Raw genomic sequence first — 23556 nt, 5'->3', positions numbered from 1 at the left:
ATCTCTGCTCAGCTCACCTGACGCGCGGTCAACTGGGTGACGAAGGTGATCCATTGGTCGGCGGAGAAGTGCAGCGTCGGTCCGGTGCGGTCCTTGCTGTCGCGGACCGCGACGGCGTCCGGCAGTACGGCGCACTCGACGCAGTCGCCGTTGTTGGCGCTGCGGCTGCTGGTGAACCAGCGGGCGGTGGTCAGGTCGGGGGTGGGCATGACAGCCTCCAGCGCTATGCCGCGTCGGCCAGCTCCCGGATCAGCGCGCGGGAATCGGCGGGCGAGAGAGCGGCCTGACGCAGGTTGTCCGCCACCATCGTATAAGTGCGGACACCGTCCGGGTCCTGGATGTACATGGCACCGTCGAGCAGTTCGGTGTAGGCGATCGGCCGGACCCGGTCGAAGTCCAGCACCACGAACTTGCCGAGCGGCGTAGCGGCATGCGGCCCGTCCTCGGGGCGGATGACCTGGACGGTGACATGCGGCAGGCTGGCGAGGTCGGCCAGGTGCCGCAGTTGTGCGCGCCTGGTGTTGTCGCCGTTGACCCGTAACCGCAGCGCCGCCTCGCCGATCACCGCGTGCAGCGTCAGTGGCTCGTCGTCGGTGAGCCGGCGGGCTCTGGCCTGACGGAACGACACGAACCGTTCAGCGTGGTCGGGCCGGACGAACCCGGTGCCGAGGGTGAGCGCCTGGGCGTACTCCTCGGTCTGCAGCAGGCCGGGGAGCACCATCGACTCGAAGACGAACGCGCTGTCGGCCAGTCCTTCCAACCCGACGTAGGTCCGGAACCAGTCGGGCACGACGTTTGCCCAGGGAGCCCACCAGGTCTTGGCATCCGACCGGCCGGCCAGCGAGGTGAGCCGTTCGATCGTCGGCTGATCGGCGCCGCAGGTCCGCAGCACCTTGGCGATGTCGTCCGGGAACTGCTGGTAGCGGCCGGTCTCCATGTGCCCGAGCTTGGGTTTGCCGATCCCCGTCTCGGCGGACAGTTCACTCAGCGACATCGGCACGTCGCGCCGGTAGCGACTCAGCTCGGCACCGATCAGCCAGCGCAGCGCCGAGGGGTCCATCCGTGTGCTCATCACTCCCGCCTTCCGCTAGCGATGCAGTCATCATTGCCTATTGCCAATCTCGATGCAACTGCTTACGTTAGACGTCTAGTCATCGATGGAGGGGAGCGTGTGGTGAACGAGAGCGAAGAACGATGGTCGTCGGAGACGGTTGACGAGCAGCGCAGGCTGCTGGAAGACCTGCACGGGGAGCCGCCGGCGCGCTTCGCCATCTGTGCGGATACTGAGGCCGGCGAGGACAGCGAGGACGGTGGAGTGCTCGGCTGGGGGCTGGCGTTCGACGACGAAGCCGTGGTCGTACCGACCAACGGCGGCCTGCCCAACCCGTTCAGCGGCATCAAGGCAGCACTGCGGCTGTACGGGATGGTCCACCCCGTACAGCCGGTGTGGGTCGACCCGCCCGACGGTCGCCAGCTGACCTGAACCGCGGAGGTCAGGCCGGTCGCAGCACCGCGACCAGGAAGCCGGAGTCGTCGCGGTACGGGCGCAGGTCCCAGGTCGCCAGCAGCAGATCCTCGACCAGATCGGCGGCGTGCATGTCGGCCAGGAAGTCGGTGACCGGGTAGCCCCGGTCGGTGCCGAACCCGACCACGATCCGGCCGCCGTCGCGCAGGTGCAGCCGCATCCGGCGCAGCACCTCCTGGCGGGTGTCCGGCGCCAGGAACGTCATGACGTTGCCGGCGCTGACGATCGCGTCGAAGCCGTCGGTGATGCCCTGTGCGGGCAGGTCCAGCTCGGCCAGGTCGCCGACCAGCCACCGCGGGCCGGGGTGGTCCTGCCGGGCGGCATCGATCAGCACCGGGTCCAGGTCGACGCCGACGACGTCGTGACCGGCGGCGGCCAGCGCCGCGCCGACCCGGCCGGGTCCGCAGCCGGCGTCCAGCACCCGTGCCGTACGGGGCAGCATCGCGTCGACCAGCCGGGCCTCACCGTCGAGGTCGGCCCCGTCGCGGGCCAGCGACCGGAACCGGTCGACGTACCACTGTGAGTGCCCAGGGTTGGACTCCAGCAGCTTGCTCCACCCGTTCTGCGCGCTCACGCCCGCCATCCTCGCACGCCGGCATTCTGCTGGGCCTGGTGCCGTGGACCAACAGGCCTGGCCGAACGGCACGACGTGCGCTCCGCCGGAGGGCGGTTGAGGTGTATCCCGAAGAGGTGTCTCAACCGGCTGTCGCGGACACGCCGATGTGAGGCTGAGTTACGTATCAACGAGCAGGTTAGGTACCTCAGCCTCACATCGGTGGCGCTGCTGATCGACTAGCAGTTCGGCGGGAGGCTTCAGTGGCTGCGGCGGACGTCGAAGGCGGGGGAGTCGGCGACGGTCGACGCGGCGACGAACTCCTGGCCCCGGATCCGGCACCAGGCCGGGATGTCCAGGGCGGCCGCCGGATCGTCGGCCAGCACCCGGACCACCGACCCGACCGGCAGCTGCGGCAGCCGCCGGGCCAGCGCGATCACCGGCAGCGGGCAGCGCTGACCCAGGCAGTCGAGAGTCTCCGCCACCTCGCTACCAGGTGGCTGCGCCGTCTCGCCGCCGGAGCGCTGCGGTGCCGTGTCGTCGTCGGTCACAGGCCGACCACCCCGGCCTCGGCCCGCAGGTCGGCCACCACCTGCGGCAGCTCGGCCAGGAACCGGTCGACCTCCGCGTCGGTGGTGTCCCGGTGCAGCGACACCCGGACGTTGCCGTGTGACAGCACCCCCATCGCCTCCAGCACGTGTGACGGGCGCAGCGTGGACGACGTACACGACGAGCCGGAGGAGACGGCGAAGCCGCGCCGGTCCAGCGCGTGCAGCAGCGCCTCACCGTCGACGTACAGGCAGGAGAAGGTGACCAGGTGCGGCAGCCGGTCGGTCGGGTCGCCGACCACCTCCACGTCGGGCACCGTCGCGGCCACCGTCGCGCGGATCCGGTCCACCAGTGCCGATAACCGGGCGGCCTGCGCGTGCGCCTCGGCGGCCGCCGTGCGCAGCGCCGCCGCCGACGCGACCACCGCCGGCAGGTTCACCGCTCCGGGCGTACGGCCGAATTCCCGCTCGTCGGCCGGGTAGGGCGACTCCCACCGGGTGCCCTTGCGGACCACCAGCACCCCGACGCCCGGCAGCCCGCCCCACTTGTGAGCGCTGGCCGTCAGCACCGACCAGCCGTCCGGCACCGGCATCCGACCCACCGACTGGGCGGCGTCGACGTACAGCGGCACCTCGTGCGCGGCGCAGGCCCGGGCCGCCTCGGCGACCGGTTGGACCGTACCCACCTCGTGGCTGGCGCTGATCAGTGCGGCGAACGCCACACCCGGCCGGGCCACCGCCCCCGACCAGGCGGCCATATCGAGCCGGCCGAGCCGGTCCACCGGCACCGGCACCGCCTCGCCGCCGTCGGCGGTGTGCCGCTGCCCGGCGTGCAGCACCGCCGAATGCTCGATCGCCGAGTGCACCAGGGTGCGCCCGACCCGACGCCGCCCGGCGAGACCGCCGAGGACGGCGGCGTGTGCAGCGACCGTACCGCTGGGTGTGAAGGAGATCTCGTCGGTGCGGACCCGCAGCACGTCGGCGGTGACCTCGCGGGCCGCGTCGAGGAGCTGACCGGCCCGGCGGGCCCGGGTGTACAGCTTGGCCGGGTCGGCCCAGCCGTCGGTCAACGCCGCCGACAGTGCCTCCCGGGCGACCGGGTGCAGCGGTGCGGCGGTCGCGGCGTCGAGATAGTCCACAGCCGTCGACGGTACCGGCCGTGGGCTGGCCCGCCGGTGGTCGTGGCGGGTGACAAACCAGACCCCACGCCGATGGTGACCCGTCGGGTCGAGTAATCTGCGACCGTCGGTGACGCCTTTGATCGCCGATGTCGTCACGCGTGGCCAGGTCGATCCGGTTGCCACAGGTGGCATCGGTGGCACCGCGAGGGAGGCAGGACCAGGTGGTCGCAAGCGATTCAGCAGGGCAGCCGTCGGCCGTCGGCCGGCAGCCGACGCACGCACGGCGCGCGCCCGGTCGGCGACAGCTCCGGTTCCGGGCCGCTGGGCTCGGTCTCGGCGGCGCGGCACTGCTCACCCTGCTCACTGGCTGCGACGTCGGGGAGGCGTTCGGCGGCTTCGGCTGGCCGCAGGGCATCACACCGCAGGCCCACCGGATGTACGACCTGTGGATCGCCTCGGTGATCGCGGCGCTCGCGGTCGGCGTCTTCGTCTGGGGTCTGATCTTCTGGTGCATCATCCGGTACCGCAAGCGCGGCGACCAGTTGCCGGTGCAGACCCGGTTCAACATGCCGATGGAGTTCCTCTACACCATCGCGCCGATCCTGGTCGTCTCGGTGCTGTTCTACTACACGGCCGTCGTGCAGACCGATGTCGACCGGCTCAGCGAGGACCCGGACGTCACCGTCGAGGTCGTCGCGTTCAAGTGGAACTGGCAGTTCAACTACCGCGACGGGGTCGGTGAGGACGCCAACACGGTGGCGTCGACGGTCGGTTCCTCCGACATCATCCCGGTGCTGGTGGTCCCGTCGGAGCGGACCATCCGGTTCGAGGAGACCAGCACCGACGTGATCCACTCGTTCTGGGTGCCGGAGCTGCTGTTCAAGCGGGACGTCTTCCCGGGCAGCATCCGTAACCAGTTCGAGGTGACCATCGAACAGAACGGTGCCTACGTCGGCCGGTGCGCCGAGCTGTGTGGCACGTACCACTCGATGATGAACTTCGAGATGCGGGTGGTCGACCCGGAGCAGTACGACCAGTTCATCGCGGCGAAGCAGGCCGGTAGCTCGACGCCGGACGCGCTGGCCGCGATCGGGGAGGAGCCGTACGCGGTGACGACCTTCCCGTTCGACACCAAGCGTGACGCGCAGAACTTCGGGAACGCGAGCGCCCAGGGCGCGGGAAGCTGAGGGCCGGTCATGAAGACCGAGTGGCGACTGTTCGGCATCGTCGCGGCGTTCCTGCTCGTCGTGTCCGGTGTCTACCCGGCGTGGACCTACGGGCAGCTCGGGCACGTCGAGTGGATCGGCACCACGGCGCTGATCCTGTCCTTCCTGCTCTGCACGATGTGTGGTGGCTTCTTCTGGTTCGTGTCGCGCCGGATCGATCTGCGCCCCGAGGACCGGCCGGACGCTGAGATCTCCGACGGAGCGGGCGAGGTCGGCTTCTTCAGCCCGGGCAGCTACTGGCCGTTCGGGGTGGCGCTGGCCGCGACCGTCGCCGGTCTCGGCCTGGTCTTCTGGCAGTGGTGGCTGCTCATCTTCGGGCTGCTCTCGGTGATCGCCACCGCAGCCGGTCTGCTGTTCGAGTACTACACCGGCACCCGGCGTACCGCCGAGCACTGAGCCGGGCCGAGCACTGAGCCGGTTCGTCGCCGGCGTCGGCTGAGCCGGCCGACCGTCACCGGCTGTTGCGGCGGCGCAGCTTGGCGCCCCAGCCGGCGACGGCTGTCGGGGCGCCGCCGACAGCTACCGGGGTGCCGATCCGCTCCGGCGAGGACCAGACACAGCGGTCGACGGTGGGTTGGCGGACGGCCTTGACCGCCGCGTGGACGAAGATCACCCGGTAGATCACGTCGGCGACCATGATCAGCGGGAGCAGGAGCAGCAGCTGCCGGTGGTGTAGCCGCCAGGCGGACAGCACCCAGCGCAGGATCAGCAGCAGGTACGCGTAGTCGAAGGTGCTGACCTGCCGCCCCACCCGGTGACCGAGGATGCCCCGGAAGGTGCCCCAGAGCCAGCGCAGATTCTGCTTGTACCAGTCCCGCAGCGAGGTCGGGTCCTGCAACAGCGCGGTGGCCCGGGGCGCGTGGACGACAGGAGTCGCAGCGGGCGGTCAGCCGGCGGTGGTACCCGCAGCCGACTGGGCCACCTGCACCCACCGGTCCAGCAGCGCGGCGGCCGCGCCGCTGTCCACCGCCTCGGCGGCCCGGCCCAGCTGCGCCCGCATCGTCTCCAGCAACCCGTCAGCCGGCGCGGCGCCGGTCTGTACCGCCTGAGCGGTCAGCGCCGCTGCGGCGTTGACCAGCACCGCGTCCCGGACCGGACCGGACCGTCCGGCGAGCAGCCGGCGGGTGACATCGGCGTTGAAGGCGGCGTCCCCACCCCGGAGATCGCCGGGGGCGCTGCGGGCAACCCCCAGGTCCTCGGCGGCGTCCACGACCATCGCGCGCACCACGCCGTCGGCGGCGAACCAGACCCTGGTCGGGGCGGCGGTGCTGAGCTCGTCCAGCCCGTCCTCACCCCGCATCACCAGTGCGGTGTCGCCCCGGCTGGCGAACACCTGCGCCATCACCGGCGCCATCCGGGTGTCGAAACAGCCGATCGCCCCGGCCTGAGGCCGGGCCGGGTTGGTCAGCGGGCCGAGGAAGTTGAAGGCAGTCGGTACGCCGATCTCCCGCCGGGTCGTCCCGGCGTGCCGCATTCCCGGGTGGTACCGGGCGGCGAAGCAGAACCCGATGCCGACCTCGGCGACGCACCGGGCCACCCCCTCGGGGCCCAGGTCGAGCGGGATGCCGAAGTGCTCCAGCAGGTCGGCGGCCCCACACGACGACGAGGCGGCCCGGTTGCCGTGCTTGACCACCCGGGCACCGGCGGCTGCCACCACCAGCGCCGCCATCGTCGAGATGTTCACCGTGTGGGCCCGGTCGCCGCCGGTACCGACCACGTCCACCGCGTCGGCGCGCAGCGCTTCCGGCAGGTCGACCGGTACGGCGTCGGCGAGCATCGCCTCCACCAGACCGACCAGCTCCGCCGGGGTCTCGCCCTTGGCGCGCAGCGCGACGGCGAACCCGGCGATCTGGGCCGGGGTGGCGGAGCCCGCCATGATCTCGCCCATCGCCCAGGTGGTGTCGGCGGTGGAGAGCTGCTCGCCGGCGAGCAGCGCACTGAGCAGATTCGGCCAGGACCGTTCACCCATGGGGTCTCTCCCAGGTGCGATGGGGCGTGTGCGCGATGCGGTACGGGACGGTGCGGCGGAACGTGGACGGTGCAGCCCGGTGCAGGTGCGGTGCGGGGGTGGGTCAGGCGGCGGGCAGCTTGCCGGACCGGCCGCGCAGCATGCCGGCGACGGTCTGGCCGGTGGTCACCGGGTCGAGCGGGTGCATCAGGGTGGCGTCGACCTCGGCGAACGAGGCCAGCCAGCGGTCGGCGGCGCGGGCGATCACCACGCAGGTCGGCGGCGCGTCGGCGCGGTCGTCCTTGATCTGCCGGGCGATGCCGAGCCCGCCGCCGGGGGTGGCCTCACCGTCGAGCAGCATCAGGTCGATCTCGTACTCGTCGACCAGCCGGACGCACCCGGCGTAGTCGGACGCCTCGACGAACTCGACGGTCAGGTCGGTGGCGGGGCGGGTGCCGACGGCCAGCCGCATCCGGTCCCGCACCTGCGGGTCGTCGCTGTAGAGCAGGACGGTGTGTACGCGCTCGGTCATCTTGTCGCTCGACTCCCACCTCGTAGCTGCGCGCTGATCGTACCGTCCGACCGCGTCGCGTCCGGCGAGCGGGTCAGTCGGCGGCGGCCGCCGCGCGGGCCTGCCGTGCCTCCTGACGGTCGAGTTCCCGGTCGACGCGTCGGGCCTCCCGCTCGGACTGGCGCATCCACTGCACCACCAGTACGGCGAGCATGGTGACGCTGACGAACTCCCCGCCGGCCCACAGGACGCCGCCGGCCACCTCCTGGTCGGCCCACGGGTCGGCCCAGGTCAGCCCGAGCGACGGGTACCAGTCGCCGCCGAACAGGGTGTTGCTCTGCATGACGGTGAGCCCGAGCACGGTGTGGAACGGCACGGAGAGCACCATCAGCAGCGCCCGGGCCGGGTACGGCCAGCGGCCGGGCAGCGGGTCGAGCCCGACCAGCGGCCAGAAGAACAGGCAGCCGGTCATGATGAAGTGGGCGTGGACGAACTCGTGGGCGAGGGAATTTTCCAGGGTCAACCGGTACAGATCAGTGAAATACAGCACAAACGGGTTGATGACGAACAGGCCGAAGGCGACCAGCGGGAAGGTGAGCACCCGGGCGTACCGGCTGTGCAGGACGGCGAGCAGGCGACGCCGCGGCGCGCCGGGCAGGGTGCGCAGCGCCAGGGTGACCGGTGCGCCCAGGGCGAGGAAGATCGGCGCGATCATCGACAGCACCATGTGCTGGACCATGTGCACCGACAGCAGCGTGGTGTCGTAGGCGCCCAGCCCACTCACGGTGACGGCGGCGATGCCACCCAGTCCGGGGCCGAGGAACAGTACGGTGCGTGACACCGGCCAGTGGTCGCCGCGTAGTCGTAGCCGGTGCACTCCGTACAGGTAGAGGCCGGCGGCCACGACGAGCACCAGCGCCAGCCAGTTGGTCAGCTGGATCTCGGTGAACATGGCCGAGACCGTGAACGGCGGGACGGCGATCGCAGCGACATCTGCCACGTGACGAGGCTAGGCCAGCGGCCTCGGTCGACGTTATCCGGCCCTCCAGTGGGTCGGGTTTGCCACCCCGCCGTCCGTGGGCACTGACCGGCAGCAATAATGACCGCGTGACTGCGGCCCCAGCGATTGACAAGAGCCGGATCCACTCGCTGACTCGACCGAACATGGTCAGCGTCGGGACGATCGTGTGGCTCTCCAGCGAACTGATGTTCTTCGCGGCGCTGTTCGCGATGTACTTCTCCATCCGCGCGGCGGACTACAGCATGTGGGAGGAGCACACCCCACAGCTGAACATCCCGTACGCGACGGTCTTCACCGCGATCCTGGTGGCTTCCTCGGTCACCTGCCAGATCGGGGTGTTCGCCGCGGAGCGGGGAGACGTGCACGCGCTGCGGCGGTGGTTCACGATCACCTTCGTGATGGGCCTGATCTTCCTGCTCGGCCAGATCAACGAGTACCGGGAGCTGGTCCACCACGGCATCAAGATCAACGGCGACGGGTACGGCTCGGTGTTCTACCTCACCACCGGCTTCCACGGCCTGCACGTGGCGGGCGGCCTGGTCGCCTTCCTGATCTACATGGTCCGTACCACGATGGGGCGGTTCACCCCGGCGCAGGCCACCTCGGCCATCGTCGTGTCGTACTACTGGCACTTCGTCGACGTGGTCTGGATCGGCCTCTACTTCATGATCTACTGGCTGCAATGATCATCAAGCGGTCACTCACCGTGATGGTGCGGCGTCGTGCCGACCAGGCAGGTCGCAAAACCGACAAGGATTCAGGTCAATGACATCTGACACCCCCGCCGACCGGCGAGCCGACCGCGGACGCGGTCTCCTCGCCCGGCTGCGCAGCGGGCGGGCCACGCCGCGAGGTCGGGGCCGCCGCCGGCTGGGCACCGCGGTCCGGTTGCTCGCCGCGCTGTTCCTGGCCGGCGGTGCGTACACCGTCTTCGCCCCGGGCCTGCAGGCACAGGACACCCCGCAGCTGTCCCAGGCGGCCGAGGACGGCAAGGCGCTGTTCGACCAGAGCTGCATCTCCTGCCACGGGCGCAACGCCCAGGGCGTCGAGGGACGCGGCCCCAGCCTGATCGGTGTCGGATCGGCGTCGGTGGAGTTCCAGGTCGGCACGGGCCGGATGCCGATGGCCCGGCAGGAGGCCCAGGCCGAGCGCAAGCCGGTGGTCTTCACCGAGGAGGAGATCCGCCAGCTCGGCCAGTACATCCAGGAGCTGGGCGGCGGCCCGCAGCTGCCGGACGGTGAGATGCTGCGTACCGGCGGTGACATCGCCGTCGGTGGCCATCTCTACCGGATCAACTGTTCGTCCTGCCACGCCTTCAGCGGCGGCGGCGGCGCGCTGTCCTCCGGCAAGTACGCACCGAGCCTGGAGCCGGCCACCGACCGGCAGCTGTACGCCGCCATGCTGACCGGTCCGCAGAACATGCCGGTCTTCGGGGACAACCAGCTCACCCCCGAGCAGAAGCGCGACATCATCGCCTTCGTGCAGGAAGGGCTGAAGACCGACGGTGACCCCGGCGGGCTGGCCAACCTCGGCCGGTACGGTCCGGTGACCGAGGGCATCGCCATCTTCCTGGTCGGCATCACCGCGCTGGTCTTCGCCAGCCTGTGGATTGCGGGGAAGTCATGAGCACCGACATCGACACCACCCAGCAGCACCGCCAGTCAGCGCAGGTGAGCCTGGACGACCCTCGGCTGACGCCGTTCGACGTGCTGCGCGAGGGTGCCCGTCGCGACGACATCGAGATCGTGCACTACGAGCCGCCGTTCCCGGTGCCCGGCACCAGGGCGGAGCGTCGGATCAGCCGGTTCGTCGCCGGGCTGTTCCTGCTCGCCGGGCTCACCGCGACCGCGTTCCTGGTGGTCTACATCTGGTGGCCCTGGGAGTACGAACTCGGCACCGGGATCAGCAAGTTCTACACCCCGCTGCTCGGCGTCAGCCTCGGGCTGACCCTGCTGGCCATCGGCGTCGGCATCCTCACCTGGGGCAAGAAGCTGCTGCCCCACGAGGTGGCGATCCAGGACCGGCACGATGGTCCGTCCAGCCCGGACGACCGCAAGATCACCGGCGGCACGCTCACCTACATGGTGGACGAGCTCGGGGTCAAGCGCCGGCCGCTGCTCGGGGTGTCGCTGCTGGCCGGGTTGGCTCCGGTCGCCGCGGTCGCGGCCGCTCCACTGGTCGGCGGCCTGATCCGGGATCCGCACACCGACAACCAGATGGCCACCACCGGCTGGGAGCCGGTCGAGACGACCGGTGGCGGCACCGAGCTGGTCCGGCTGACCAGGGAGGACGGCTCACCGATCCGGCCCGCTGACGTCAGCGTCGGTGGTCAGATGACGGTCTTCCCCGGAATTCCCGGCGGACACACCAACCGGTACGCCGACTCGCCGACCCTGCTGATCCACCTGCGGCTGGACGACGCCCGGACCGCCCGGCAGAACAACGAGGCGGCGGGCAAGCCCGACTACATGTGGGGCAACTACATCGCGTACTCGAAGATCTGCACCCACGCGGGCTGCCCGGCGAGCCTGTACGAGCAGCAGTCCAACCGGCTGCTCTGCCCCTGCCACCAGTCGCAGTTCCTGATCACCGACAACGCCAAGCCGGTCTTCGGCCCGGCCAGCCGTCGGCTGCCGCAGCTGCCCATCTCCGTCGACGACGAGGGCTTCTTCGTCGCCACCTCCGACTACACCGAGATCGTCGGACCCGACTTCTGGGAGCGGCCATGAAACGCCGTAAGTTCGACGCCCGGGCGCTGCCCGGCCAGGCCGCCGGGCAGCTCGACGACCGGTTCCAGGCAGCTACGCCGCTACGCAAGCTGCTGAACAAGGTCTTCCCGGATCACTGGTCGTTCCTGCTCGGCGAGATCGCGCTCTTCTCGTTCGTCGTCGTCCTGCTCACCGGTGTCTACCTGACCTTCTTCTTCGACCCGTCGATGGAGGAGGTCGTCTACGACGGCAGCTACGCTCCGCTGCGCGGGATCCCCATGTCGGCGGCGTACGCGTCGACGCTGGACATCTCGTTCGACGTCCGGGGCGGCCTGATCATGCGGCAGATGCACCACTGGGGGGCGCTGCTGTTCATGGCCTCGATCGTGGTGCACATGCTGCGGGTGTTCTTCACCGGCGCGTTCCGCAAGCCGCGTGAGGCGAACTGGATCATCGGCTCGCTGCTGTTCTGGGTCGGCTTCCTCGCCGGCTTCACCGGCTACTCGCTGCCCGACGACGGCCTGTCCGGCACCGGGCTGCGGATCGCCTCCGCGATCATGCTGTCCATCCCGGTGATCGGGTCCTGGGTCACCTCGTCGATCTTCGGCGGTGAGTTCCCGGGCACGATCATCATCAGCCGGTTCTACATCGCCCACGTGCTGCTGATCCCCGGTCTGCTGGTGGCGCTGATCAGCGCACACCTCGGCCTGGTCTTCAAGCAGAAGCACACCCAGTGGGCCGGCCCGGGACGGACCAACGACAACGTGGTCGGTGAGCGGATGTTCCCCCGCTACGCGATCAAACAGGGCGGCTTCTTCATGATCGTCTTCGGGGTGGTCGCCCTGATGGCGGGGGTCTTCCAGATCAACCCGGTGTGGCTGTTCGGCCCGTACGAGGCCGCCGTCGTCTCGGCGGCGAGCCAGCCCGACTGGTACGTCATGTTCCTGGACGGCTCCACCCGGTTGATGCCAGCCTGGGAGCTGACCATCCCGATCGGCGACGGGTACGTGATCCCGCCGCTGTTCTGGCCGACCGTGGTGCTGCCCGGCATCCTGGTCATGCTCTCCCTGGCGTACCCGTTCCTCGAAGCGCGGTACACGAAGGACAAGGCCAGCCACAACCTGCTGCAGCGGCCCCGGGACGTGCCGGCCCGTACCGCCGTCGGCGCCATGGCCGTCACCTTCTTCATCGTGCTGACCATCTCCGGCGGCAACGACGTGTTCGCCGACAAGTTCTTCATCAGCCTGAACGCGATGACCTGGGCCGGTCGGATCGGATTGATCCTGCTGCCACCGCTGGCCTACTACGTGACCTACCGGATCTGCCTCGGTCTGCAGCAGCACGACCGCGAGGTGCTGGCGCACGGCGTCGAGACCGGAATCATCCGCCGGCTGCCCGACGGCCGCTTCGTCGAGGTGCACCAGCCGCTCGGGCCGACCGATGAGCACGGCCACGGCAAGCTGGAGTACGTCGGCTGGGTGGTACCCAAGAAGATGAACCGGCTCGGCGCACTCGGCCCGGCCGTCAAGGGCTTCTTCTTCCCGATTGAGAAGCCGGCACAGGTTCCGCCGCCGGCGCATGTGGCGATCGACCCGGCCGAGGAACAGCCGGCCGAACTGCGGTCGGCTGGCAAGGAGAAGCAGCCGGCCGACCGCGAGGAGATCAGCAGCGGCAGCCGCTGACCACCGCGCACCCGGAGTTGACAGAGGCGTCCGCCGAGCAGATCGGCGGGCGCCTCTGTGATCTCACACCTGCACCGGCCGCCCCCACAAGCCCTGTCGCCACGGTAGTAGCGGTATCCCTAAGAGACTGCGGTGATCCATTGGTGACGGTTTCCTCTCGACGTAGCGTCATGGTCGACAGTGATCGATCAACCGCAAGGTAGTCGCTCGGAGGAGGAGCTACGTGAAGCTGGCAAGGAAGTTGCTGACGTGGGCCATGGGCGCCAGCATGGCCCTGGTAGTCGTGACGCCGTCGCCTGCGCAAGCCGCGTACTGGGACTGTCCGACCAACGCCATGTGCATGTGGGAGCACAGCGGAGGTAACGGCCTGATGGTCTGGGTATCGGTCAACACCGGCAATCAGCCGGATCTACGGGCATGGAGCTTCGACGACAAGATCAGTTCGGTCCGGAACACTTCCGCCCGGGGCGTCTGCCTGTATCCTGACCTCAACTACGATGGCAACTGGTACATCTTCGTCCCGCCGTACAGCGGCGGTGGCAACGTTGATCCGCTCGCGAACGATCAGATCACCTCGTTCCGCTGGGCACCGTCGACCTCACCGCCCGTCTGCTGACGGGCAGTCGACGTCAGACACCGAACGGTAACGCGGCTGGTAGCCAGTGGGTCTGTGGCCCCCGACGACCAGCCGCGTCGTTATGTCTCCTGGGCGGCTCTGCCTGCGGCAGCTGCCAGTTCCCGCTGTTGGCTCAGCGCTGTCGTCGGTCAGTCCGCGTCGGCCAGCCCGATGGCGAAGGCCGCCTCCAGATCGTGCTGTGAGTAGGCGCGGAAGGCGATGTGCGACTCGGTGTTGAGCACCCCCGGAACCTTCGAGATCCGTCCGGCGATCACGTCGGCGATCTGGTCGAACTCCCGCACCCGGACGATCGCGATCAGGTCCACGTGCCCGGCCACCGAGTAGACCTCGCTCACCCCGTCGAGACCGGCGAGCGCCTCGGCCACCTCCGGGATCGAGTCCGTGGCGCAGTCGATCAACACGATGGCAGTGATCACGCAGGTCCTCCGTCTCTCACCGGCGTCCGCCGCCGATGTTACTCAAGCCGGGTGCTCAGCCGGCGGACACCGTCAGATCGCTGTCCACCCGGATCGCGTCAGTCAGCCGTTCCCCCGTATGCACCTGTGCGCCGGGCCACACCACCGAGCGGACCAGCGTCCCCCGTACCACCGCGTCGGCGCCGACGACGGAGCGGTCGACCGGGCCCGTCACCGTGGCCGACGGGTCGACGAGGCTCCGGCCACCTGCCGCGTGCAGATTGGCCGCGAGGTAGTCCGGTGGTGTCCCGGTGTCCAGGTAGGTCCCCGAGTAGTTGATCACCTGCAGCGCGCCGGCGGCCTCCGCCGGCCGCCAGACGGTACGGACCAGTTCGCCGGGAGTGGCCGCTAAACCGCTGACGTAGCGCCACGGCAGCAGCGAGAAGCCGGCGAACCGGTGCCCGTCGAAGCCGCCCCGGGCGGCCGGGTGGGTGAACCGCTGGCCGAGCAGCCGGACGGTCTCGCCGTCCCAGCCGTCGAGCAGTGCCGCGATGTCCGGCCCAGGGTCGAGCTCTGGATGGGCGAGATAGCCGTCGACGTTGCCGACCAGCACGCCGCGACCGCTGATCCAGTCCCGTAGCCGGCCGACGCCGCCGGAGGTGCCCAACGGGTCTCCTGGCTCCACGGACAGCTGTGCCCGGTCGCCGACCTGGGTCACCACCTGCCGGCCGAGGTAGCAGGCGTTGACCGCGACCGCCGCCGGCCCGGTGAAACCGAGGGCACCGACCCGGGCGAGCGCCCGGTCCAGCAGCGGTACGTTCCCGACCGGGCAGAGCGCCTTCGGGACGAGACCGGTCAACGGCCGCAGCCGGCGGCCTTCACCGGCGGCGAGGATCACCGCGCAGATCCGGTCCGGTCCGGCCGCCGGTGCGCTCACCCCGGCTCCTGGGCCGCTGGCGGGCTGACGAGTGGACCGATGCCGTAGCGCGCGAGTAGCCGGGCGGTCGCCGGGGTCAGCCGGGGCAGGTCGTCGAGCCGGTGCCAGGCGGCTTCGTACACCTCGGCCCCGTCAACCACCAGTTGGGTTCGCGACGCTGCCACGGAGGCTTCGAAGACCACGTCCACCCAACCCTTGGCGTGCACCACGGCATTCGGCACCGCCGGGCGTAGCTGGTCCGGGGCGAGCCGGATGCCGGTCTCCTCGGCGAGCTCCCGGGCCGCGCCGACCACCGGCGCCTCGCGGTGTCGCAGCAGACCGGCGGGCAGTGTCCAGCCCCGGCCGGGCGGCTGGCGCAGCAGCAGTAGCCGGGCGGGTGTCGACGGGCCGACTTCGGAGTCGGTCACCAGCGTCACGGCGCCGACGATGTACTTCTGCACGGCGAGCCGGACCAACCGCCGACGGACCGGGTGCGGTAACCGGTAGAACACGCCGTACAACAGGGCGCGTGCGGGGGATCGGCGGGTGATCATATGGTTCAGGCTAGAGGTAGCCGGTCGTCGGCGCCGGGTCAGGTCAGCCCGGCTGGTCGACCAGGGCGATGAGCTGGTCGACGACGGCCTCGGGCTCGATGGTCCGGTCCACCACCGCGACCAGCAGGGTCTCCATGTCCGGGTACTTGAGGTTCTCCGCGAGCTGGCGCAGTGGTTTGTCGTTGGACAACGCCCGGTCGTGTTTGCGCAGGATCAGGCTGACAGTGGCGCGGCCGAGGCGTACCTTGTCGCTGATGCTGATGCCCGGTTCGGAGTGTTCGGCGAACCAGCGGTTGATCTGCATCTGGGCCTGCGGCGACTTGACGAAACCCAGCCACTCCTTTCGCGGCCCGGCCGACGTCGGTGCCGTCCCGGTCGGCTGGTCGTCGGTCTCGGTGAAGATCTCGACCACGTCGCCGTCGGTCAGTTCGGAGGCCAGTGGGGCCAGCCGGCCGTTGATCCGTACGGCGAGACAGTGCGCGCCTTTGCGCGGATCCAGCTCGTATGCGAGGTCGACTGGCGTCGACCCGGCCGGCAGCACGATCGGGCGGCCGTCGGTGAAGACCTGGATCTGCGCGTCGACCAGGTCGCAGCGCAGCGAGTGGACAAATTGGTCAGCGTCGATGTTTTCCTGCGACCAGTCGATCGCCCTGCGGAGCCAGGCCAGCTCGTCGGCGCGGGCAGCGGCACGACTGCGGCCGGGCTTGGGGAAGTGGTACGGCGCGGCGATGCCGAACTCGGCGGACCGGTGCATCGCGTCGGTCCGGATCAGCACCTCGAGCGGACGCTCGTCCGGGCCGATGACGGTGGTGTGCAGCGAGCGGTAGAGGTTGTTCTTCGGCGCCGCGATGAAGTCCTTGAACCTGCCCGGTACCGGTCGCCAGCGGCAGTGGACCGCGCCGAGCGCCGCGTAGCAGTCGGTGTCCGGCCCGGTGACCACGACCTCGATGCGGGGTAGGTCGAACGGTGCCCGGTGGCCGCCGGTGACGGTGTCCTTCCAGATCGAGTAGCGGTGCCGTGGCCGGGGCGCGACCCGGGCGGCGACCTTCTCCCGGCGCAGCGTCACCCGTGCCTGTCCGCAAACGGCGTCCAGGTACGTCGCCCAGCCCGGCCGGTTGGCCAGGTGCTCCTCGATCTGCTGGTAGGCCTCCGGCTCCAGGTGGAACAGGACGATGTCGTCGAGCTCCCGCTTGAGCTTCTGGATGCCGAGCCGGTCGCAGAGCGGGACCAGCACGTCCAGGGTCGCCTTGGCGATCCGGGCCCGGGAGGCAGGCGAGCGCACACCGAGGGTCCGCATGTTGTGCAGCCGGTCGGCGAGTTTGATGACCAGCACCCGGACGTCCTTCGACGCAGCGATGATCATCTTTCGGATGGTCTCCGCCTCGGCGGCCTTGCCGTAGAACGCCTTGTCGAACTTGGTCACCCCGTCGACCAGGTGGGCGACCTCGTCACCGAAGTCCGCGGCCAGTGTCGGCAGGTCGTACGTGGTGTCCTCGACGGTGTCGTGCAGCAGCGCGGCCACCAGGGTGGTGGTGTCCATGCCGAGCCCGGCGCAGATCTCCGCGACGGCCAACGGGTGGGTGATGTACGGCTCGCCGCTCTTGCGGTACTGCCCGGCGTGCATGCTGTCGGCGATCTGGTAGCCGCGGCGCAGCACCGCCGGGTCCGCCGACGGGTGGATCGACCGGTGGACGCGGATCAGCTCGGCGACCGGGTCCGGTGAGCCGGGAGACCAGGACAGCCAGGCTCGCAGGCGGGCGGACAGGGGTGTCGTGGTGGGCAGGAAACGTCCGATGGCGGCGCCGGGACCGGCGTCGACGTCCACGCGGAGACACCTCCTCACCCATCGCCCGGCGGGTCGACCGCCCGGACGCACGCCACGAATCGGGCGTTGGCTGACAGGACTGCACTTCTCTAACAGCCTAAGCGAGCGAGCGTAGTACGATCGGCTACTTGCGGGTGATCGATCGGTCGAGTCTTTGGTCTGCTTCGTCGACCCCGGCCGTCGTCCGGGCGGCTTCCTCGGCCTTGACCAGCAGATAATGGAATCGGCCGGCGCCGCCGGCCGGTGAGGCCCAGTCCCCGCTCACCCTGACCAGCCGGGTCTGTTCCGGCTCCAGCCAGGACAGGATCCGCTCGCTCTCGGCCGCGCTGGCCCGGGGCACCGGGCCGTGCCCGGCCGGCACCGTCTCCGCGGTGGCGCACAGCAGGTCGATGGTGGCCCGGGGGTGCTGCCGTGGCGGCGACACGCCGGCAGCGGCGAGCCGACCGTGCCGGACGATCGCCAGCTCCCAGCCACCGTGCCCGGCCCGTCGCGCCGCGACCAGCTCGGCGATCCTGGTCAGTGCGGTCAACCGCTGCATTCGGACGGTCGCCCGCAGGAATGCGGCCAACCGGCCCCGGACCACCGCCGCCTCCTCGAACCGCTGCGCGGCGGCGAGCCGGTCGATCCGGGCGAGCAACGTGTCGACCAGTGGCTGCGGGTCGGTCTCGAGTGCCGTCCGCAGCGGGGCGACGGCGAGTTCGGCGTACTGCTGCGGGTCGATCCGGTGCTCGCACGGTGCCGGACAACGACCAAGCTCAGCCAGCGCGCAGGCCGGGGTCCGGGTCCGGGCGGACAACCGGTGGGTGCACTGACGCAGCGGCAGCGCGTCGTGGATGCCGGCGGCGGCCAGCTCGGCCGCCCGGCGGGAGGCGAACGGCCCGAGCACGGTGGTGTCGGCCGGTGAGATCGCCCGGACCGTGGACAGCCGTGGATAGACCTCGTCGGTGACCTTCAACCAGACCACCCGCTCCGGATACTTCGACCGGCGGTTGTACGGCGGCGCGTGGGCGGCGATCAGCCGCAGCTCACGTACCTCGGCCTCCAACCGATGGGCGCACTCGACCGCGTCGACCCGCGTCGCCGCGGCCAGCATCTCGGACATCCGCGCCCGCCGCTCGGCGGCGGTGAAGTAGCTGCGTACCCGGGTGGCGACGTCGCCGGAGGTGCCGACGTACAGCGGCCGGTCGTCGGCCGCCCGGAAGATGTACACCCCGGGGGAGCGGGGCAACCCGTCGGCGAGGTGCCGCTTGCGTCGCTGGACGTCGCTGACCGCGCGGCTGAATTCGACCGCGTCGCCGATGCTCGTCACCTGGTGCCCGCCGAGCCGGGCGATCAGCCCGTGCAGCACGTCCACCGTCGCCTGGGCGTCGGCCAGGGCCCGGTGGGTGGGCCGCCGAGGGGTGCGGAAGTAGCCGGCGAGAGTGCCGAGCTTGCGGTTGGGCACCTCGTCGCGGGTCAGCACCCGGCGGGCGAGGGCCGCGGTGTCCAGCACCGTCGGCGCCGGCCAGGGATAGCCGTGCCGGGCGCACGCGGCCTTGAGGAAACCCACGTCGTACGGCGCGTTGTGCGCCACCAGCACCGCGTCACCGAGAAACTCCAGCAGGCTGGGCAGCACCTGCTCGATCGGCGGCGCGGGAACGAGCATCGCCTCGGTGATGCCGGTGAGCACGGTGATGAACGGCGGCACCGGTCGGCCCGGGTTGACCAGCGTGGCGAAGACGCCGAGCTCCTCGCCGCCGCGCACCTTCACCGCGCCGATCTCGGTGATGCCGCCACCGTCCGGCGCGCCGCCGGTGGTCTCCAGATCCAGCACGACGAAGGTGGTCTCCCGTAGCGACCGGTCCGCGCCGGTCGACAGCGGCCCGCCCTGTCCGGCTGACAGCAGCGAGTCGATCGAGCCCTGGGTGTAGGCCGGTCGAGGTACGGGATCAGGCGGTGCCACGGCGCAGACGATAGGACGTGGGTACGACACAGCCGTCCCATGCGTACCACCGGTAACGATCCGATCGACTCTGCGAGATCATTCTTCCTGTCGGGCACGCGGCGGCCACCCGGTGGGAGACTGGGGTGCATGGCCGCACCGGATCCGACCGACGCTCGTCCCGAGGGGGCGGCGCCGACGACCGGCGCCCTGCCCCCGTCCGCCGACCAGCCGGCCGGTGGTCCACCCGCCGAGCCGGTGCTGCCCGAGCCGGTGCGGTCGCGCATCGTCGTGCTCGCCGCCGCCGCGCTGCCCGAGATCCCGACCGACGAGATGCCGCCTCCGTTGCGCAAGGTCGCCAAGTTCGCGCCGAACCGGCGGGCCCGCTACGGTGCCGCGGCGATCGCGGCGGCGCTCACCAACGATCCGTCACTGCGGCAGCGGGTGGCCGCCCGCGCGCTGGCCGAGACCGGCGAACTGGGTGCGGCGGTCAGCGAAGGTGTCTCACCCGCGGCGGCGGACCCGGTCGAGGTCGCCGCCCTGGCGTACCTGATGCGGCCGGCGGGCTGGCGTGAGCTGGTCGACGCCGCCGGTGCGGCGGTCCGGGCCGAGGCCGACCGGGCCGCCGTCGCCGAGCTGATCCGCGATGCCGAGGCCCGCGCCAACCGAGCCGAACACGACCGCACCGTCGCCCGGGTCGAGGTGGAGAAGCTCCGCGACGAGCTGGCCCGGGTACGGGAGGAACTGGGCCAGCTCCGCGAGGAGTCCCGGCAGCTGTCCCGCACGCTGCGTGAGGCACAGGCGCAGCAGCGGCGGGCCAACGAGCTGCTCGCCACCGAACGCGGCCGGGCCGCGCGGGCCGCCGCCGACCACGACGCCGAGCTGCGGCGGCTGCGCGCCAAGCTCGCCGACGCGGAGCTGACCGCCGGGACCGCCCGGCAGTCGGCGAAGGAGGCCCGGGCGGTCGACGACGCCCGGCTGTGGCTGTTGCTGGAGACGATCGGGCAGGCGGCCCAGGGGCTGCGGCGGGAGCTCGCCCTGGACCCGGCCGACCGGTTGCCGGCCGACTACGTCGCCGACGCGTTCACCGACCGACCGGCGGCGGCGACGTCGACCCGGGCCCGCGACACCGACGACCCGGCCCGGCTGGACGACCTGCTCGCCCTACCCCGGGCGCACCTCGTCGTCGACGGCTACAACGTGACCAAGCGGGGCTTCGGCGAGATGCCGTTGGAGCAGCAACGCAAGAGGTTGATCACCGGGCTCGGTGGGATCGCCGCGCAGACCGGGGACGAGGTGACAGTGGTCTTCGACGGCGCTGAGCGGATGCACGGGTTGCCGCCGGCTCCACGTGGCGTGCGGGTGCTGTTCTCCCGAAAAGGGGAGACGGCCGACGAACTCATCCGCCGGCTGGTCCGGGCCGAGCCGTCCGGCCGGGTGATCGTGGTGGTCTCCTCCGACCGGGAGGTGGCCGACGGGGTCCGGCGGCACGGCGCGTACCCGATGGGCGCCGACTCGCTGCTGCGTCGACTGGCTCGTTCCTGAGCCGACACCCGGTCACGCGGAACTGTCGTACCTGACGCCTATCGTCGATGTCACTGGCGGTGGTCGGTCGGCGATGCTGCGTCGTACGGGGGCCGATCACCGCCGGCCGACCGTTCGACGGCACCGCCACGTGAGGAGACGACCATGCTGATCGACTGTGACACCTGCGCCGTCGAGCGCGGCCCGAGCTGCCGGGGTTGCCTGGTCAGTGCCCTGATCGACAGCCCGGACACGGTGGCCCACCTGGACGCCGGCGAGCGGTACGCGATCGAGGTGTTCGCGCGTGCCGGGTTCGACGTCGAGGTGCTCGGCGAGTCGCCGGCAGCGGCGCGCGGCCGCCGGCAGCGCCGGCCCCGGTCCCGAAGACAGGTCGCCTGAGCGATCGACCGGTCCGCCTGAGAGGATCCGGTCGCCCGAGTGTGGACCGGGGCCGCGCCGGCACACCTAGGATGGTCGGGCGACCGGTCGGCGGAAGGAGCCCGATGACGCCTCGCGCATGGGCGCTGGTGACCTTCGTCGTCCTGGGGGTGGCGGTCGTCGTCGCGGCGGCCGTGCTGGTGCCGTGGCACCGGCCGCCGGTGCCCCGCGCCGATCAGCTCGCCGCCCTGCGTGAGCTGCCCGTCGACCAGGTCGAGCGGGGGAGGGCCCTGCGGGCGGCGCTGCGTCCCGGTCGCTACGGCGCGATGCTGGTCGGCCTGCTGGCGGCGCTGCTGCTCGGGTTCACCCCGGTCGGTGCCCGGCTGGTGTTGGTCGCCGGCCGGCCGTTCGGCGACCACTGGGTCGCCCAGGCGCTGCTCGGCGGGCTGCTCGTGGTGTTCCTGGCCGACCTGCTGACCCTGCCGTTCGCCGCCTGGCGGCACCGGATCCTGACCGAGCACGGACTGGCCACCCAGGGCTGGGCCGGCTGGGGAGTGGACCTGGTCCGGTCGTACGCGGTCGGCGCGGTCATCGCGACGGTGGCCCTGCTCGGCTTCTACACCGTCGTCCGGCTCGCCCCCCGCTGGTGGTGGGCGCTGGCCGCGACCGGCGCGGCCGCCCTGGTGGTGCTGCTGTCGTTCGTCCTGCCGGTGCTGGTCGAGCCGGTGTTCAACAAGTTCACCCCGATGCCGGCCGGTCCGGTGCGCACGCAACTGCTGGAGCTGGCGGAACGCGACGGTGTCGCGGTGCGGGACGTGCTGGTCGCCGACGCGTCCCGGCGCACCCGCGCGGTCAACGCCTACGTGTCCGGGTTCGGTCCCACCCGGCGGATCGTCGTCTACGACAACCTGCTGCGCGAGGCGCCCCCGGCGGAGCTGGCCGCCGTGGTCGCCCATGAACTGGGCCACGCCCGCGCGCGCGACGTGCTGACCGGCACTCTGTTGGGCGCGCTCGGTGCCGCCGCAGCCGTGGTCGGGCTGTACCTGCTCGGCGGCTGGCGGCCGGTGCTGCGGGCGGCCGGCGTCGCGGACATCGCCGAGCCGAGGGCGATCGCCCTGCTGCTGGCGGTGGTCACGCTGGTCGGCCTGGCGGCGACACCGGTGCAGGCACTGGTGTCGCGCCGGGTCGAGGTCCGCGCTGACGCGCACGCGCTGACGCTGCACGGTGATCCGGCGGCGTACGCGGCGGTGCACCGCCGGCTGTCCGCGATCAATCTCGCCGATCCGGATCCGCCCCGCTGGGAGTACCTCTACTCCGCCACGCACCCGTCGACAGTGGAACGAATCGCGGCGGCCCGCAGGTACGCCGACCGGGCGGGCCGATGAACCGCACCCTGCTGGTCACCAACGACTTCCCGCCGCGACCCGGCGGCATCCAGTCGTTCGTGCACAATCTGGCGCTGCGGCAGCCCGCGCAGACCATCGTGGTCTACGCGTCGAGTTACGACGGTGCCGAGCGGTTCGACGCCGACCAGCCGTTCGAGGTGGTCCGTGACCCAACCGGCATGCTGCTGCCCACACCGGCGGTGGCCCGGCAGACCGCCGCTTTGGCGCGGGCCAGGGGCTGCGACACGGTCTGGTTCGGCGCGGCCGCGCCGCTCGGGCTGCTCGCCGACGGCCTGCGTCGACGGGCCGGGATCAGCCGGGCGGTGGCTCTGACCCACGGGCACGAGGTGGGGTGGGCCGCGTTGCCCGGCGCGAGGTCGATGCTGCGCCGGATCGCCCGCGCCACCGACGTGGTGACCTACCTGGGCGAGTACACCCGGGTGCGGCTGGACCGTGCGGTCGGCGGGCTGACCGAGCTGCGTCGGCTCGCCCCGGGTGTGGACACCGATGCCTACCATCCGGGCGTCGACGGCGGCGAGGTGCGCCGCCGGCACCGGTTGTCGGACCGGCCGGTGGTGGTCTGCGTGTCCCGGCTGGTGCCCCGCAAGGGTCAGGACACGTTGATCCGGGCATGGCCGCTGGTACGGCGTCGGGTGTCGGGCGCCGCGTTGCTGATCGTCGGCGGCGGTCCGGACCGCAACCGGTTGCAACGGCTCGCCCGGCGCGTCGGGGTGGCCGACGACGTCACCTTCACCGGGGCGGTGCCCTGGGCGGAGCTGCCGGCGCACTACGCCGCCGGGGACGTGTACGCGATGCCCTGCCGCACCCGGCGCGGCGGGCTCGACGTGGAAGGCCTCGGCATCGTCTACCTGGAAGGGTCGGCGACCGGGCTGCCGGTGGTGGCCGGGGATTCCGGCGGCGCGCCGGATGCGGTCCGCGACGGCGAGACCGGGTACGTCGTGAACGGCCGGGATCCGAGCCAGCTGGCCGACCGGCTGGGTGTCCTGCTGACCGACCGGGAGCTGGCCCGGCGGATGGGCGCCGCCGGTCGGGCCTGGGTGGAGCGTGAGTGGCGCTGGGACACCCAGGCGCAGCGGATGGCGTCGCTGCTGGCCGGCTGAGCGGCGTGACCCCGGCGGCGCGCCTGGCCCTCCTGCGGTGTCCGGCTGCTTGCGGCG

26 protein-coding genes are annotated in these 23556 nt (G+C 71.2%); 12 read left to right on the top strand and 14 right to left on the bottom strand.

All coding sequences use genetic code 11. The annotated features are described in order from the left end of the window. Positions 1-8 precede the first annotated feature (8 nt). Both ACXAHD_RS06295 and ACXAHD_RS06290 read right to left on the bottom strand, forming a co-directional pair. A complete protein-coding gene (locus tag ACXAHD_RS06295; protein ID WP_281550757.1) occupies positions 9-209 on the bottom strand; it encodes a DUF397 domain-containing protein in 201 nt (66 codons plus the stop codon). A gap of 14 nt (positions 210-223) precedes the next feature. Continuing rightward, a complete protein-coding gene (locus ACXAHD_RS06290) occupies positions 224-1072 on the bottom strand; it encodes a helix-turn-helix domain-containing protein (protein WP_475049097.1) in 849 nt (282 codons plus the stop codon). A 102-nt stretch (positions 1073-1174) separates the two neighbouring features. Between ACXAHD_RS06290 and ACXAHD_RS06285 the strand changes: the two genes are divergently transcribed. Next, complete coding sequence (locus ACXAHD_RS06285) at positions 1175-1483, top strand: hypothetical protein (RefSeq protein WP_475049094.1); 309 nt, start codon at positions 1175-1177, stop codon at positions 1481-1483. A 10-nt stretch (positions 1484-1493) separates the two neighbouring features. Here ACXAHD_RS06285 and ACXAHD_RS06280 read toward each other — a convergent pair whose 3' ends face one another. The 3 genes from ACXAHD_RS06280 to ACXAHD_RS06270 form a co-directional block, all read right to left on the bottom strand. Beyond that, positions 1494-2108, bottom strand: coding sequence for a class I SAM-dependent methyltransferase (locus ACXAHD_RS06280; RefSeq protein WP_475049091.1), 615 nt, complete (start codon positions 2106-2108; stop codon positions 1494-1496). 230 nt (positions 2109-2338) lie between these two features. Beyond that, positions 2339-2563, bottom strand: a complete 225-nt coding sequence (locus ACXAHD_RS06275; protein WP_281555642.1) for a sulfurtransferase TusA family protein — start codon at positions 2561-2563, stop codon at positions 2339-2341. A 62-nt stretch (positions 2564-2625) separates the two neighbouring features. Continuing rightward, positions 2626-3765, bottom strand: a complete 1140-nt coding sequence (locus tag ACXAHD_RS06270) for a cysteine desulfurase family protein (protein WP_475049089.1) — start codon at positions 3763-3765, stop codon at positions 2626-2628. A gap of 203 nt (positions 3766-3968) precedes the next feature. On the opposite strand from ACXAHD_RS06270, the gene ctaC reads away from it, so the two are divergent. Together ctaC and ACXAHD_RS06260 are read left to right on the top strand one after the other, a co-directional pair. Beyond that, positions 3969-4934 carry an aa3-type cytochrome oxidase subunit II gene (ctaC, locus tag ACXAHD_RS06265; RefSeq protein ID WP_475049086.1) on the top strand — a complete coding sequence of 322 codons (966 nt, stop codon included), beginning with the start codon at positions 3969-3971 and terminating at the stop codon, positions 4932-4934. Between the two features lie 9 nt (positions 4935-4943). Then, positions 4944-5369: a cytochrome c oxidase subunit 4 gene (locus tag ACXAHD_RS06260; RefSeq protein ID WP_123602747.1), complete on the top strand. Its 426-nt coding sequence runs from the start codon at positions 4944-4946 to the stop codon at positions 5367-5369. Positions 5370-5424: 55 nt separating this feature from the next. Here the strand turns inward: ACXAHD_RS06260 and ACXAHD_RS06255 are convergent, their stop codons facing one another. The 4 genes from ACXAHD_RS06255 to ACXAHD_RS06240 all read right to left on the bottom strand — a co-directional run bounded on the left by ACXAHD_RS06255 (position 5425) and on the right by ACXAHD_RS06240 (position 8432). Then, positions 5425-5811: a glycosyltransferase family 2 protein gene (locus tag ACXAHD_RS06255; RefSeq protein ID WP_281550752.1), complete on the bottom strand. Its 387-nt coding sequence runs from the start codon at positions 5809-5811 to the stop codon at positions 5425-5427. Positions 5812-5859: 48 nt separating this feature from the next. Then, positions 5860-6942: an anthranilate phosphoribosyltransferase gene (gene trpD, locus ACXAHD_RS06250; RefSeq protein WP_281550751.1), complete on the bottom strand. Its 1083-nt coding sequence runs from the start codon at positions 6940-6942 to the stop codon at positions 5860-5862. Positions 6943-7045: 103 nt separating this feature from the next. Then, on the bottom strand, positions 7046-7453 hold the full coding sequence (locus ACXAHD_RS06245) for a hypothetical protein (RefSeq protein ID WP_278170359.1): 408 nt from the start codon (positions 7451-7453) through the stop codon (positions 7046-7048). A gap of 73 nt (positions 7454-7526) precedes the next feature. Further along, a complete protein-coding gene (locus tag ACXAHD_RS06240) occupies positions 7527-8432 on the bottom strand; it encodes a cytochrome c oxidase assembly protein (RefSeq protein ID WP_475049081.1) in 906 nt (301 codons plus the stop codon). A gap of 107 nt (positions 8433-8539) precedes the next feature. Here ACXAHD_RS06240 and ctaE point away from each other — a divergent pair, with 107 nt between their 5' ends. From ctaE to ACXAHD_RS06215, 5 genes are all read left to right on the top strand, one after another. Beyond that, positions 8540-9139 carry an aa3-type cytochrome oxidase subunit III gene (ctaE, locus tag ACXAHD_RS06235; RefSeq protein WP_123602742.1) on the top strand — a complete coding sequence of 200 codons (600 nt, stop codon included), beginning with the start codon at positions 8540-8542 and terminating at the stop codon, positions 9137-9139. Between the two features lie 79 nt (positions 9140-9218). Next, the gene (gene qcrC, locus ACXAHD_RS06230; RefSeq protein ID WP_281550749.1) at positions 9219-10079 is read left to right on the top strand and encodes a cytochrome bc1 complex diheme cytochrome c subunit; all 861 of its coding nucleotides are present in this window, start codon (positions 9219-9221) and stop codon (positions 10077-10079) included. Then, on the top strand, positions 10076-11182 hold the full coding sequence (qcrA, locus tag ACXAHD_RS06225; protein ID WP_475049077.1) for a cytochrome bc1 complex Rieske iron-sulfur subunit: 1107 nt from the start codon (positions 10076-10078) through the stop codon (positions 11180-11182). The genes qcrC and qcrA overlap by 4 nt, the downstream gene beginning before the upstream one ends. Then, entirely contained in the window at positions 11179-12843 is a 1665-nt protein-coding gene (qcrB, locus tag ACXAHD_RS06220; protein WP_475049074.1) for a cytochrome bc1 complex cytochrome b subunit, read from the top strand. The genes qcrA and qcrB overlap by 4 nt, the downstream gene beginning before the upstream one ends. Before the next feature lie 223 nt (positions 12844-13066). After that, positions 13067-13459: a peptidase inhibitor family I36 protein gene (locus ACXAHD_RS06215; protein WP_289213262.1), complete on the top strand. Its 393-nt coding sequence runs from the start codon at positions 13067-13069 to the stop codon at positions 13457-13459. 149 nt (positions 13460-13608) lie between these two features. Here ACXAHD_RS06215 and ACXAHD_RS06210 read toward each other — a convergent pair whose 3' ends face one another. The 5 genes from ACXAHD_RS06210 to ACXAHD_RS06190 form a co-directional block, all read right to left on the bottom strand. Then, positions 13609-13896: an Lrp/AsnC family transcriptional regulator gene (locus ACXAHD_RS06210; RefSeq protein WP_281550745.1), complete on the bottom strand. Its 288-nt coding sequence runs from the start codon at positions 13894-13896 to the stop codon at positions 13609-13611. Between the two features lie 55 nt (positions 13897-13951). Continuing rightward, positions 13952-14812, bottom strand: a complete 861-nt coding sequence (locus ACXAHD_RS06205; protein ID WP_281550744.1) for a nucleotidyltransferase family protein — start codon at positions 14810-14812, stop codon at positions 13952-13954. Continuing rightward, positions 14809-15345 (bottom strand): NUDIX hydrolase, encoded by a 537-nt coding sequence (locus ACXAHD_RS06200; RefSeq protein WP_281550743.1) that lies wholly within the window; start codon positions 15343-15345, stop codon positions 14809-14811. Before ACXAHD_RS06200 ends, ACXAHD_RS06205 begins: the two co-directional genes overlap by 4 nt. A 43-nt stretch (positions 15346-15388) precedes the next feature. Next, entirely contained in the window at positions 15389-17170 is a 1782-nt protein-coding gene (locus ACXAHD_RS06195; RefSeq protein ID WP_281550742.1) for a RelA/SpoT family protein, read from the bottom strand. Between the two features lie 124 nt (positions 17171-17294). Continuing rightward, positions 17295-19064 (bottom strand): DEDD exonuclease domain-containing protein, encoded by a 1770-nt coding sequence (locus tag ACXAHD_RS06190; RefSeq protein WP_475049116.1) that lies wholly within the window; start codon positions 19062-19064, stop codon positions 17295-17297. Positions 19065-19241: 177 nt separating this feature from the next. On the opposite strand from ACXAHD_RS06190, the gene ACXAHD_RS06185 reads away from it, so the two are divergent. The 4 genes from ACXAHD_RS06185 to ACXAHD_RS06170 all read left to right on the top strand — a co-directional run bounded on the left by ACXAHD_RS06185 (position 19242) and on the right by ACXAHD_RS06170 (position 23499). Further along, a complete protein-coding gene (locus ACXAHD_RS06185) occupies positions 19242-20636 on the top strand; it encodes an NYN domain-containing protein (RefSeq protein WP_281550741.1) in 1395 nt (464 codons plus the stop codon). 144 nt (positions 20637-20780) lie between these two features. Next, the gene (locus ACXAHD_RS06180; protein ID WP_281550740.1) at positions 20781-21014 is read left to right on the top strand and encodes a hypothetical protein; all 234 of its coding nucleotides are present in this window, start codon (positions 20781-20783) and stop codon (positions 21012-21014) included. Between the two features lie 104 nt (positions 21015-21118). After that, positions 21119-22378: a M48 family metalloprotease gene (locus ACXAHD_RS06175; protein WP_281550739.1), complete on the top strand. Its 1260-nt coding sequence runs from the start codon at positions 21119-21121 to the stop codon at positions 22376-22378. Then, a complete protein-coding gene (locus ACXAHD_RS06170; protein WP_289213261.1) occupies positions 22375-23499 on the top strand; it encodes a glycosyltransferase family 4 protein in 1125 nt (374 codons plus the stop codon). The genes ACXAHD_RS06175 and ACXAHD_RS06170 overlap by 4 nt, the downstream gene beginning before the upstream one ends. The last annotated feature ends 57 nt before the right edge of the window (positions 23500-23556 follow it).

It is taken from the genome of Micromonospora sp. ABR4_055, from assembly GCF_056160425.1.
Note: the sequence above shows the minus strand (reverse complement) of the source record. Positions and strands in the feature narration are given on the sequence as shown.